This window comes from Paenibacillus sp. FSL W8-0187 (genome assembly GCF_037969755.1).
Taxonomy (GTDB): Bacteria; Bacillota; Bacilli; order Paenibacillales; family Paenibacillaceae; genus Paenibacillus_AQ.
Map to the genome: position 1 here is coordinate 4,383,491 of NZ_CP150206.1, position 12,926 is coordinate 4,396,416.

Consider the following 12,926-nt stretch of genomic DNA (forward strand, 5'->3'; position numbering starts at 1 on the left):
CTCGAAAACCACAGGGATGATCTCAATACACATCCCGCTGATAACGTTTCTGTTGCTGCATGAGCGTCAGATATTCCGCAGCTTCTTCCGGACTCATGCCGCCTTCTTGCTCGAGAATGGACCCCAGGGCGGAATGCACATCATGAGCCATCTTCTTCTCATCGCCGCAAACATAGACGCAGGCTCCTTCTTGGAGCCACTGATATAGCTCCTTGCTCTTCTCCAGCATGCGGTGCTGTACGTACACTTTTTGGTCCGTATCCCGAGAGAAAGCAACATCCATACGCGTCAGTACTCCATCCTTCAACCAACGCTGCCATTCAATCTGATAGAGGAAGTCCGTTGAGAAATGCTGATCTCCGTAGAACAACCATGATTTCCCTTCTGCCCCCGTCTCTTCCCGTTCCCCCAGAAAGGCTCTGAAAGGTGCCACGCCTGTACCAGGTCCGATCATAATGATCGGAGTGTCCGAATTCTCAGGCAGCTTAAAGTTCGGGTTATGCTGAATGTATACCGGCAGCGAATCGCCAGCTTCCAGACGCTCTGCCAATTGTACGGAACATACGCCGTAGCGATGGCGGCCATGTGCTTCATAACGGACCGTTCGAACGGTAACATGAACTTCATCGGGAAATGCTTTGGAGCTGCTTGCGATAGAGTAAAGGCGGGCCGGAATCTTGCGTAGTATGGATACAAAATCACTCGCCGCCACTTGCTGCAGACCATAATCCTGTACCAGATCGAGTAAATCCCGTTCCTCAATATAGGTGCGCAATTCCTGCTCATGACCTGGCTTCAGCAATGATTGTAGTCCTTCATTCCCTGAAATCTTAACCACTTGCTCGATCAGAGGTTTCGTGAGAACCGTGATTTCATAGTGACGGAGCAAGGCATCTCGAAGCGTTCGCGCTTCACCATGCTTATTAATGACAACCACTTCATCAGCATTCCATCCCATAGCAGCGATGAGATCATCCACCAGCTGCGGGTGATTTTCCGGATAGATTCCCAAGCTATCGCCCGGCTCATACTGCAAATTCGAACCTTCAAGAGAAATTTCGATATGGCGTGTTTCACGGTCGGATCCTCTTCCGTTCAAGTTCAAATTTTCGAGGATTTCCGCTTGAAATGGATGGCTTCTTGAAAATTCCGATTCCGTACTATCGCTCAGGGCTACCGCACTCCCATTTTCAACAACGGATGATCCCGCTCCAGCCTCGTTCAACGATAGAAGAACCTGATTCATCCAATCTGCAGCCGACTCATCAAAGTCCACATCGCAATCTACTCTTGGCGTCAGCCGCTTGCCGCCCAATTCCTCGAGCCGCTTGTCGAAATCTTTACCCGTTTGGCAGAAAAATTCATACGAGGTATCCCCCAGCGCCAGTACGGAATATTGAAGATGGTCTACCTGAGGTGCTCGCTTGCTATGCAAAAATTCATAGAATGGGATTGCATTATCCGGCGGTTCACCCTCTCCATGCGTACTGACGATAATCAGGAGATTCTGTAACTTCTTCAGATTATTCGGTTTAAAATCGCTCATAGAAGACATCGTGACCTGCAGGCCAACCTCTTCCAGCTTCTTCGATAACTTTTTCGATAATCCATGACCATTGCCTGTCTGTGATCCGTATAGGATGGTGACTTCTTTAGCAGCTGTTGCCACTGGCGCCGATACAGCGGCTAACGTGTTCGCTTGCGGTGCTGCCACAACTGCTGCTGCGGCTGCCGTTCCCTGTAATGCAGCGATAAATCCGCTGAGCCAGGTCCGCTGGGATTCTGTCAGTGTGGGCAGTAGGCGGTTCAGCAGCTCCACCTGTTCCTGATTAAAAGGACTGTTCATTACTTGAAGTTCCAACAATATCCACCTCTCAAAAGCGCACATTATTAATTCCTACTATTACGATACAATTAATTTTATTTCTCCTTTGAACCTATCACAGCTTACCTGGACCGGTCAATTACAATGTTCTTATAGCATTTATCAGTTTTACTAATAAATCGGATTTTCCGAGTTTAACTATAAGTGAAACTCCACCAGCTTTAAAGAATATCGATATCCCCGAATGGTAATGATACCAATGATAAGGAGGAAGATATCGGATGCAAAATCAGGATTGTAATTTTACGCCGCTGAAAAACAAATTAAAGGAACAGCTCTCGGATATCACCAGACAATTACAGCATATCATCGTCAATTTGGACCAGGATAGTTCATGTCTGCTGGGTGAGTTAGACCTTGTCAGAACTAAATTTTTGGAAGCTGAATCGATTTCATCAACGTATTATCTCAATTGTTTTCTCTTCCCCTTCACAAGCAAATACCAAGAAATCGCGAAATCCATATATCATCTCAGTCAAAAAAAACGGGGTGCGCTCATTGTGATTCAACGGGAAGATGGTCTGGATTCGTTAATAACGCCAGGGATTCCCTTGTCTGCAGAAATCACAAGTCCCTTGCTTGAATCCATATTTGTTCCCGGCAGCCCGCTGCACGATGGGGCTGTGCTCGTACGTAAAGAGATGATTATTTCCGCCGCAAACGTGTTGCCTTTAACAGCAAAAACCTATGGTGAACGTAAGCTCGGAACCCGTCACCGTGCAGCCATTGGCCTATCCGAAATCAGCGATGCCTTGGTACTCGTTGTATCAGAGGAGGAGACAGGCAAAACCTCCTTCTGTATGAAAGGAACGCTTTACCCCTTATCCATTAGTAGCCCCTAATTAGTCAGCACATGGATCTCGGCGTGGCCGGAATCGCTGCATCCTTCATCGTGCAATACTTAATCGATAAATACCGTATTTATATCCATCCGATTTGTTCTAAGAAGGCGGCACGTCGATTCATTCTCTCCGCAATGCATTAAGACCAAACCATGCAAAAAAGAGCCGCAGAATTAGCATCTGCGGCTCTTTTTATGGATCCATCCCATGTTGGAGATTTATTCAAATGTATAGGTCCAGAAACGTTCCGTCCCGAAGCGCTGCTCCACTTCCTTGGCCTTCATCTGTTTCTTGCCCAGCAGCTCCGCTGCTTGGAATTGAGAGCGATGGGCTTGAATGGAGTTCAGCTTCTGTACCATAAACATGGATACATCTTGATAAACATCCGGTTTACCCAATTCTTGCTCACAATTGTTGGAGAATGCCAGACATTGAACGACTGGTCGATCCCCGGCAGGCATACGCTGAATCGTGCGGATTACAGCCGCTCCCGTTGCATCATGGTCAGGGTGAACGCTATATCCAGGGTAGAACGTGAACACCAGCGATGGCTTTATCTCCTGAAGCAGGGAAGCAATCGCGCTATCCAGCTTATTTTGATCCTCGAATTCAATCGTTTTATCATGGAAACCAAGCAATCTCAAATCCTGTATGCCTATCGCTTTGCAGGATTCCTCCAGCTCTGCTTTGCGAATGGTTGGAAGCGTGATACGGTTTGCAAACGGGGGAATGCCCATATTGCGGCCCATCTCCCCAAGCGTTAGGCAAGCATAGGTCACATGAGCGCCTTCCATAATGTATTTAGCCAACGTTCCGGATAAACCAAATGCTTCATCATCCGGGTGCGGCAATATGACCAGTATGTTTTGCTCCATCAATCCTCGTCTCCTCTCTCTATTAAAAAGGCTCCCGGCTCAGCTGCAAAGCGACAACCAGTTTGCCCTGACTGTCATGACCTGCCATGATCAGCCGATCGGTATCACTCTGTTCGAAATGGGTGAGTCCTTCCGTATATACCCAGCCTTGACTCATTTTCAATCCAACCCGATAGGGTCCATTGCCGGATATAGAACCGTGGCTGTAACGAATGGTTGCATTCGTAATAAAGTTAGCCGCGGGGTGCTTCGTGCTGTCATAATGGGCAGCATAAGCGCCTGTTGTCATCTCAAGGTGAATATATAAATCCTGGTCCTTCAATTTATCAATCATTTGTTGTACTTCGGTTTGATTTATGAGTTCCATAATTCCCTCCAATATAAAGAATCACAACATGTAAGCAGTCGATATGATAATTCTATCATAATTATAGAGCAGGACGAAAATATATAAACGAAGACGTTTGATTTATCTCCCAATAAAAAGAGAGGCGTATTCCGGCTGTGCTGCATATACGCTAAGGTCGTGCTCTGAAATAACCTTATAACCTTCCCTGCGCAGCAGAGCCGTAGTTACGCCATAACCGGCTATCTTCTCATTGGCAAATTCTCCATTATAAATCATGGCACTGCCGCAGGAAGGACTGCTCTCTTTCAGGACGATCAGCAATGCTCCGAGCTCTTGTGCCACTCGAAGCGCTTGGTAGGCACCATTTATATACATCTCGGTCACGTCTTTCCCGGACAATTCAACCACTCTAGCATTCCCTGCCAGTACGTCATCACCGTTTCCTCCGACGATCTCCGCAGGCTCCCGTGGAGTTGAGAATCCGCCAAGAAGTTCGGGACATACGGTCACAGCTTTCTTCGATTTGACCAGCTGCTGAATGTTCGCATCCAAACTGTCCGTAGCGTTATAACGAACCTGCAAACCGGCTAAACACGAGCTTACAACAATCACAGGTGACACCTCAAATCTCTCGTTCTTACTTACAAATAACAATACTGCCTATGCCATTCGCCCTCATTTAAGTATCAGGAATCAGAATCCAAATGTCAACGAAATGCAATGAAGAGCTGCCATGGTGTGAGGTAGCCTTCAATGCCAAAAGTGTATCAACATACGAACCGATCCTCTCCAGGGCTCAACGCAGCATGGGAGCAACCCTTTTGAGAAAATGATTCATTAATAATGGCAAAGAAATCAGAATCGGCGGATCATCCAGCCGGGGAACATGCAATGTTACATGAAGATGCGGGGTCTTGAAGTTTGGGGTAACGATAATGGGTTCCTTCGAACGGGTACGCAGCGTGGTAGACTTAGGAAGCAGGAAATCAACCGCCTGCATGCCCCATGGGACCGAAGTGGCCATCAGATAATACGTTCCGGGTCTGACGTCGCCGAACCGAAACGAGCCGACGGAGGATAACAAAGTTCCGTATAACGGTAAACCTTCGGGAATCGGCTTGGCGAACAGCCCGATCAAGATGACACCCTGAAATGGAGCCGTTGCCTCTACCGTGCCCTCAACTGTCAGATTGGGATTCACAACCGGTATGGAGTCACGCCAGCTGTTCAGTTTCTGTAGGGATAACAGATGCTCGTCCGCCTCTTCCCTCGAGTTTCGAAACTGGGAAGGGGTCACTCCTACTCTTTCCGTAAAGCGTGTTGTAAATGTACCCAGACTCTGCTGACCGATCTCCATGGCGACATCCCGGATACTCAGATGTGTATGTAATAGCAAGTCCTTCGCCTTCTCCAAACGAAGCGAGGACACATAATATAATGGAGGCAGTCCGATTCGATCCTTAAATATACGCGAAAAATGATATGGGCTGTATCCTATGTAATCCGCCAGTGTCGATAACGGAAGAGGCTCATAAATATTATTGTGAATATACGCGATTACCTCATCGATTTCAGCATATCGATCAGTCATCAGGTCTGCACCATCCTTCATTCCGGATATTATGTCTGGGTCCAATCCAACTCTTCCGAGGAACAATTGTTCGCATTTATACTATCATATCCATCTAAAAAATGGAAGCTTTTATATGTTAAAAATATCACCTCACAAGTATAAACAATCACAAAAAAAAGCCGCGCTGCACGCGCGGCTTTCTTACCATCAATCCAAGTCCGGAATATGAATCTCAACCTCTTTTTTGCTTTGGGAAGACCGCAAGATGCCGTCCAGAATCGCTTGATTCCGAAGCACCTGCTCGCCCGGGATCGGTGCCGGCTTGCCTTCGCGCACAGCGCTTACGAAATCCTTGATTTTCTCCTCAAATACGTTAAGCTCATGGTGGACCAGCGGTATTGCGCTTTCGGTATGATGACCTTGGATATCATGGAACAAGGAGATCGATCCTACCTTCCCATCCCACACACCGCTCCAAGGGCCTGAACCTGCCGGTGTAATCTTCATGCCCGCATCCGTTCCAAGGAACATGGTCGCCCCCAAGGTATCCATATGCATAGCCCACGAAGTTTTAAAGTTAAGCACAAGGTCTCCTTCGAATCGTATCATCGCTACGCCGAAATCCTCGACGTTAAACGCTCCGGATTCGGAGTGATATTTGGGATTCGTGCCAAAATAATTCGATGTATACGCGGATACCGTCAACGGTTTGGGATATCCAAGTGCGTTCAGGGCCATGTCCAAGGAATAACAGCCAATGTCCGCCATGGCACCTGCCCCTGAAATCTCCTGTCGAACAAACGTGCCACCCGGCATCCCACGGCGGCGACCGCCTCCGGTTTCCACATAATAGACTTTTCCAAGCTCGCCGTTTTGGATCAGATTCTTAATGATGCCCATGTTCGGATCATAACGCGGCTGGAAGCCTACATTGAGCATATTCCCTGTCTTCTTCGCGATCTGGACCATCTCGATGGCTTCATCCAACGTGACCGACATCGGTTTCTCGAGCATTACGTGTTTGCCCGCTGACAGCGCATCAATCGTGGTACTGTAATGAGCGACGTTTGGCGTACAGATGCTTACGCCATCCAGGTCGAGATCCAACAATCTGCGGTGATCATCAAATCCGATTGCCCCCTGAAGTCCCCAGCGCTCAATAAATTGATCGGCTCTGCCGGGTAAAATATCAGCTACGGCAACAATCTGCACATCGTCAATTTGTTTATAATACTTTGCATGCTCCCCCGCAATGCCGCCGCTTCCAATAATTCCTATTCGAATGGTTTTGCTCATGGCTGATACTCCCCCTACAATTTCACATTCATTGCTCGATATGTTGATGGCGTATATCCATATCTCTTTCGAAACACGGTATGCAAATAACTTCCGCTTGAGAAGCCTTCGTGGATGGCGATTTTATCAATCGACCAATTGGTATCGATCAGCTTCCTGCATACGGCTTCAAGCCGGACATGTTCCAGTATTTCGCTGAAGGACTGCCCTTCCGCTTGCTCCTTGAATATTCGCTGCAGCTGCCTTGAGCTGATATGCAGCTTCTCCGCGACGTCATCCAGTACAACCTCTCCCGAAGAGTTTGCATGAATATACTCCAGGGCCAATTGATAGCGGTAAGCCTTCATATCTCGTGAAGGCAGTTCCGCTTCCGATGGCTCGGATTCATATGCGCGTACAGCGCGCAGCAATATCTGAATAATGCACTGCTTAATCGTTGTATACAGACCCGAATACTTCTCCTGAGAAGCCTGATAAGCCTCAAGGAAATAAGGCATCGCACGATGGATATCCATCGTTGGCTTCAGCGGTAATCCCCTCAGCTTCTCCATACAGTCATCGGCTTCCGCCATTTCCCATGGATCCGAAACAGGCAGCACCTGGCTCTCATGCTCGGATACCTCATCGCGTGGAATAATGTCCACATGCAGACATAATTCGTCCATCGGCTCCGCTGCATCCGCCTCCTGATAATGAAGCACATTCGGACCCGTTAAATAAAACATGCCTTCCCGCAGCGGATAAGGTTCCTCTTCCATAATAACGGTCCCCTTGCCGCGGGGTATGAAATGAAACTCATACTCCGCATGCTTGTGGAAGGAGACAATCTTTCCTGGCGGAAAGGTGGTGAGATGAAACCGAAGAACCCGGATCTCATAACGCCCCCAATAGACTCTCAGATCAAGTCGCTCCAAGGCATCCTGCCGATCTTTCATCAATTCGTATGGAAAATGGTTATTCATCCTGATGCATCATCCCTGTATCTTATGCTTGCAGTTCATCCAAACGAATGGCGCGATGCTCTTTGGCCGAACGGTTGGATGCTTCCATTAGTTTGGTTAGTTCAACCGCAAATGCGATATTTTCCTCTGCAATGGTATCCTCTTGAATATGGGAAATCCATTGTTCAAATGCACTTGCACGATTCGCCGGTACCGGCAGCTCAATCCAAGCATCCTTGTACTCTTCTTTTTTCGTTGAACGAATCAGAAGTTTGCTATCCGGCGTTCCGTACAGAATCGTTCCATCCGTACCATGAATTTCAATCGTAAATGGCGAGAAGCTGTTAACAAATCCGGCTTCAACCACACCGACCGCTCCCGTAGCTGTAGAAAGCGTAGCAACGGCGTTGTCTTCCACTTCCTTACCCGTGATGTATCCGAAATTCGCATTGACATCAACCGCTTCTTCACCCAGGAACAAGCGTGTCAAATACATCGGATGACATCCCAGATCGATTAAGGCGCCTCCACGGCACTGCTCCAGGCTGTAAAAATGCTCAGGCAGCCATCCGGCAGTCGCGCCATTATGAGACAAGCGTACACGAACAAGTGTTACGGTGCCAAGCAACTCTTGCTGCAATACCTCGCGGATCGCCAAAGTATAACCGTCATTCAGTCGCGGTAGCGATACCGTTAATTTGACTTGGTTCTCATTCACGGCATTGATGATATCATTGACTTCTTGCAGGGTGGCAGCAATTACTTTTTCCGTGAAAATGTGTTTGCCTGCTGCCGCAGCTTTCAACATCACTTCTCTATGCATGGATGTCGGAGCATCCACGATCACAGCATCGATATCGTCACTTTGCAGCATGTCATCCAAGGATTCATAAAAAGGTACGCCTTGCTTCTCCGCTGCTTCTCTTCCGCGCTCTGGGTTCTCATCCCATACCGCTACGATTTGAGCATCCGGATGCTCCTGCGCTTGTTTCGTATAATCCCACGCGTGCACATGCCAATAACTAATTTTTCCGATTCTAATCATTCTCGTCACCTCAGTATCTAATATTAGGACATCATGCCATTAATCTATCACACGAACCGCCCGATTCACAGTGTAAAATTGCGACAATCAAGTTAGATATCACGACACGGTGACACGTAAAAAACTCCGCCAGTTGACGGAGCAGGCTGTGCTGTATCTAAAATTTCAATCGTTCTTTTGCAGATGTGACATGTGCAGTATGGTGCTTTCCATGCCAGGCGTACATGCCCATGGCGTATTCCAGACTGGTTTTTCGCTGGTTCTCTGGGTGATAGAACGTTCTGAGATAGTCTCCGTTATCCATGATGTCTAACAAAGCACCCCATCTGGCATGCATGCCATCAAGCAAAACAAGCGATGCCTCAATGTCCAGGATCAATGAATCTTGAAGGGCAGCCCACTTCTGCTCGTCATAAGGCTTAATTGTTGGGTTGTCTTCCGTTAAAGCAAGTTTAAACCGAATATAGCTGTTCATGTGGCTATCTGCAAGATGGTGAACGACTTGACGGATCGTCCAACCTCCATCTCGATAAGATACATTCAGTTGTTCCTGGCTTAGCCCCTGGACTGCAGCCCTCAGTTTCTCCGGCAGGCTCTTAATCTCTTGAATCCAGAGCTCCCTTTGTTCAGGCGCGGAGTGCCCTTCCCATTCAAATTGCCCTATCGGGTATCTCAAATCCATGTTCCCTCACTCCTTGACCATCATTTTTTGTAAAATTCGTATGGTAATGATATTAGCATTTTACAACGAGTCCAGTATCCCTGATCCGATGTCAATCCACCGCAATCCGTTCAAAATTACGCAGCGTCCGAAGTGCATTCCATGTCAGAACGCCCTTCCATTCCTCCTTGGCCAACGGCCATACCTCTTCGTACTGGTACCAGCTCCAATTGGGCTCCCAGGCACCATCTTCCCCTTGATTCTCTATAAGCAAATCCAGTTCCAGCGGCAGAAGCTCTTGGTATTTAGCATAATAAGGTGAATTCGGAGAATCCATAATGCTGAGAGGCGTTGCTCCGTATCCCTCGCGGCTGCCAGGATCCCTGCTTATGCAATTATCCATGAAGACCTCAAGGGTTTCTTCGATCTCGGAAGCCTGTTCTTTCGGCAATCTTTCGTTCAAGCGCAAATAACAAAACAATTCATGCATTTCATGAAGATCGCTAGATTGTTTCAGGTAGTTCACAGCATAATCAATCCTTGATTCCAAAAACTCTAAAGGGTATAACTCCCGCTCGTCGATAAAATAGGCGGTGATATCCGCATTCGGATTTCCCCAATGATCCTTGAAGGCTCCGTACTGCCACCAGATCGCCCTCGGAGACTGCTCGGCTTCCTTAGGAATAATGTCCCACCCTGACCGTTCTGGCACATAGGAGTGCTCAAGATACTTTAACGTGGATATAACCCGTTCGCTGCGCTCCGGATGATCTGGATTTAACCGAAGAATCTCAAGCGCTCTGGTTGTTGCCAGAGCAGATGACTCCTTGCAGCGAAGATCGGGCTCAAGACCATGACCAAATCCACCGTCCTCGTTCTGATAGCTATCGAGCTCGGTTAATACGTCAGTAAACGACCCGTCCTCGAATTCGTACCGGAATAGTGCCCGTTCAAGGTCCCTGGCCTGGTGCAGCATATATTGCCTGGCTTGTTCAAATCGCATCCTGTTTAGCTTCTTCACTTGGATTCCAACTCCTCGTAGAAAGTGATTCGGTTGCCGAATGGATCAACGACACATAGTTCTTTGCTGTTCCAAGGTGCAGTCTCGATTCCAGGCCTGGAATACGGATAGTTCTGGCTTAACAGCTGTTCGTGAAAATCTTCAATCCCTGCCATCTCCACGCGAATGGCTGCTCCTGGGGAACAGTCTCCGTAATGCTCCGTCAAATGAATCGTTAACAAATCCTTTGTTATTTGCATGTAGAGCGGTGCCGAGTCATCAAACCGATGTTCCCAATCCAAGGTAAAACCAAGATATTGGATATAGAATTCCCTTGCCTTCGTTTCATCGAATACCCTGAATAATGGTATGATTTTGCTCATGATCTGCCCCCTACTACATCCTTTATTTTTCAAACTCCTTATGTATGTACTGCTGACTTATTTAGAATATATCATAAATTCTGTAAGGCTCGTCCCAAAAATAAAAACCCAGCACAGATACATAAAACCACGTTTGCTGGGCCAGCTTTGGCAAGTATTCTTTTCATTTATAACTATTCATTCCTGGTCACTTTGGGCAGCTTCTTGGCTTTCTCGCGTTTAACACGACTCCACACCAGCAGAACGAGAAATGAACTACCCAGGCAGACAAAGATCACTTTCAAATAATGCTCAACCACATTCAGAATGTACTGCCACTGTTCGCCGAATATAAAGCCTATGCTGAAAAAGACCAGCACCCATGAGGCTACCCCCGTGTACCCATATAGCCACACCGTTCGATAGGGAACCCGAATCATGCCGATAAAATACCCGATAAATTGCCTGACCCCGGGTATGAAAAAACAAATAATGAGCAGCTTATTTCCATACTTGTTGTAATAGGCCTGCGTTTTCTCTACAAGGGACGGCTTAATAAACAGCCATTTTCCATAGCGCTCTATAAGCGGCATCCCCAGCTTGTATCCCAGGATATAGGTAATGGTTAGCCCCATAGCCGCTCCCATAAAAGCAGAGCCAACGGCAGGAACCATATCGATGATTCCTTTATAGGTCAAAAACCCGGTATAGGTTAAGGTACTATTTCCAGGAGGAATTGGAAGAGCAATAAAATCAAGGGGAAGCCCAATCAATAACACCAGGTAGCCGTATTGTTCAAACAACTGCTCAACCAATTCAAACAAATTCATGGGGAAAACTCCTTCATCTTACCGATAACTGTCATAGTAGTGTTGTAGAGCATCATTTACATAAACTTCTTTGTTCAGCACCTCGTAGGGCACCGGATTCATATTTTCAGACCATTCACGAGAATGGCGCTGATTCTGTTGAATATCCATCAATCTTGTGAGGACTGTTAAAGCCGAATTTTTATGCGTGTTAATGGCCGCTCTTCGCTTCATTTCTTGCAATAAGGGCGGACTTGTAATTAATGTTAGCAATTGGTGCTGCAGTTCACCCGCCATGGCTTGCCGTGCCACGCCTATTCCAACCAGGTAGTCCGCATTATCCTGTTCTTGGCCTGGCAAGGGTTTCACTAACAGCATCGGCCGTTCCATCGTTAATGCCTCGGAAATCGTGAGGCCTCCCGGCTTTGTAATCATTAGGTCCGCTATCGCCATCAACTCATGCATACGATCTACGTAACCCATGACCGTGATTTGCGGATGCTCTGAAAACTCTTCCAGCAGTGATTGATATAATTTCATATTGCGGCCGCACACGACCATAAACCGAACACCCTGCGGGTATGCCCTTGATTTCAAGAGTTCGATTATTTCTTTATCGATCATCCCTTCTCCACCGCCCATAATCAGTACGACCTGTTCGGATGGACACAAGCCGTAATAGGCTCGGAGCCGTTCCGGATCGACAGGTTGACTATACAGCGGATTAACGGGTATGCCGGTCACAGAGATCTTTTCGCTTGGCACGCCTTTGCGCTCCAATGCAACCTGTACCACATCGGAACCAACCATGTAATAATCCGTATGAGAGTGTATCCAGTAGCTGTGATCCGTATGGTCCGTCATGACGGTTGCCGTCGGCACATTTGTGAAACCCATCGCTTTCAGCAGAGACATCCCCGCTGCTGCCGGCGGAAAGGTACTGACCACGACAGCCGGATTTTCCGTTTCCAGCATCGTGCTGAGCCTGTGAAGACTGAAGGTACTAAAGCGTTTCAGCATCTGGATGAGGGTGTTTTCCTCGCGCGTTTTCTGGAATAAGTATCCATAAAAGGATGGAAAGTGCTTCATCCATTGCACAAAGAAAAACTGACCAGCCACATGCAGACGTGGATGAGTTAACTCCATGTAATCAATGACTTTCACGCGCAGATGAGGGTAGTTTCTTTTTGCTGATTCCACAATGGCCTTTGATGCCTGGTTGTGACCCTCTCCCAGACTTCCGGTTAATATGATGATTTTTTGCTCATATATGGATCTCATGAATATT

14 protein-coding genes are annotated in these 12,926 nt (G+C 47.4%); 1 reads left to right on the forward strand and 13 read right to left on the reverse strand.

The window, feature by feature from the left end; all coding sequences use genetic code 11:
* Positions 1–22 precede the first annotated feature (22 nt).
* Positions 23–1,861 (reverse strand): assimilatory sulfite reductase (NADPH) flavoprotein subunit, encoded by a 1,839-nt coding sequence (locus MKY48_RS19515; protein WP_339265628.1) that lies wholly within the window; start codon positions 1,859–1,861, stop codon positions 23–25.
* A 245-nt stretch (positions 1,862–2,106) separates the two neighbouring features.
* Between MKY48_RS19515 and cdaS the strand changes: the two genes are divergently transcribed.
* Positions 2,107–2,727 carry a sporulation-specific diadenylate cyclase CdaS gene (cdaS, locus tag MKY48_RS19520; RefSeq protein WP_339290442.1) on the forward strand — a complete coding sequence of 207 codons (621 nt, stop codon included), beginning with the start codon at positions 2,107–2,109 and terminating at the stop codon, positions 2,725–2,727.
* Positions 2,728–2,945: 218 nt separating this feature from the next.
* On the opposite strand, the gene bshB2 is transcribed toward cdaS, so the two are convergent.
* The 12 genes from bshB2 to MKY48_RS19580 all read right to left on the reverse strand — a co-directional run bounded on the left by bshB2 (position 2,946) and on the right by MKY48_RS19580 (position 12,919).
* Positions 2,946–3,602: a bacillithiol biosynthesis deacetylase BshB2 gene (gene bshB2, locus MKY48_RS19525; protein ID WP_076321817.1), complete on the reverse strand. Its 657-nt coding sequence runs from the start codon at positions 3,600–3,602 to the stop codon at positions 2,946–2,948.
* Between the two features lie 22 nt (positions 3,603–3,624).
* Positions 3,625–3,969 carry a YojF family protein gene (locus tag MKY48_RS19530; protein ID WP_076321818.1) on the reverse strand — a complete coding sequence of 115 codons (345 nt, stop codon included), beginning with the start codon at positions 3,967–3,969 and terminating at the stop codon, positions 3,625–3,627.
* A 102-nt stretch (positions 3,970–4,071) separates the two neighbouring features.
* Positions 4,072–4,563, reverse strand: coding sequence for a DUF523 domain-containing protein (locus tag MKY48_RS19535; protein ID WP_076321819.1), 492 nt, complete (start codon positions 4,561–4,563; stop codon positions 4,072–4,074).
* 184 nt (positions 4,564–4,747) lie between these two features.
* Positions 4,748–5,542: a helix-turn-helix transcriptional regulator gene (locus MKY48_RS19540; RefSeq protein ID WP_339265631.1), complete on the reverse strand. Its 795-nt coding sequence runs from the start codon at positions 5,540–5,542 to the stop codon at positions 4,748–4,750.
* Between the two features lie 189 nt (positions 5,543–5,731).
* Positions 5,732–6,820, reverse strand: a complete 1,089-nt coding sequence (locus tag MKY48_RS19545) for a Gfo/Idh/MocA family oxidoreductase (protein ID WP_076321821.1) — start codon at positions 6,818–6,820, stop codon at positions 5,732–5,734.
* Between the two features lie 14 nt (positions 6,821–6,834).
* Positions 6,835–7,782 carry an AraC family transcriptional regulator gene (locus tag MKY48_RS19550; RefSeq protein ID WP_339265633.1) on the reverse strand — a complete coding sequence of 316 codons (948 nt, stop codon included), beginning with the start codon at positions 7,780–7,782 and terminating at the stop codon, positions 6,835–6,837.
* Positions 7,783–7,804: 22 nt separating this feature from the next.
* Positions 7,805–8,806 carry a Gfo/Idh/MocA family oxidoreductase gene (locus tag MKY48_RS19555; protein ID WP_076321823.1) on the reverse strand — a complete coding sequence of 334 codons (1,002 nt, stop codon included), beginning with the start codon at positions 8,804–8,806 and terminating at the stop codon, positions 7,805–7,807.
* Between the two features lie 157 nt (positions 8,807–8,963).
* Positions 8,964–9,488, reverse strand: coding sequence for a YfiT family bacillithiol transferase (locus tag MKY48_RS19560; RefSeq protein WP_339265635.1), 525 nt, complete (start codon positions 9,486–9,488; stop codon positions 8,964–8,966).
* A gap of 91 nt (positions 9,489–9,579) precedes the next feature.
* Positions 9,580–10,488 (reverse strand): hypothetical protein, encoded by a 909-nt coding sequence (locus tag MKY48_RS19565; RefSeq protein ID WP_339265637.1) that lies wholly within the window; start codon positions 10,486–10,488, stop codon positions 9,580–9,582.
* Complete coding sequence (locus MKY48_RS19570) at positions 10,485–10,850, reverse strand: glyoxalase superfamily protein (protein WP_339265638.1); 366 nt, start codon at positions 10,848–10,850, stop codon at positions 10,485–10,487. The genes MKY48_RS19565 and MKY48_RS19570 overlap by 4 nt, the downstream gene beginning before the upstream one ends.
* A 173-nt stretch (positions 10,851–11,023) precedes the next feature.
* Complete coding sequence (locus MKY48_RS19575; RefSeq protein ID WP_339265639.1) at positions 11,024–11,659, reverse strand: DedA family protein; 636 nt, start codon at positions 11,657–11,659, stop codon at positions 11,024–11,026.
* 18 nt (positions 11,660–11,677) lie between these two features.
* Positions 11,678–12,919 (reverse strand): glycosyltransferase, encoded by a 1,242-nt coding sequence (locus MKY48_RS19580; RefSeq protein ID WP_339290447.1) that lies wholly within the window; start codon positions 12,917–12,919, stop codon positions 11,678–11,680.
* Positions 12,920–12,926 lie beyond the last annotated feature (7 nt).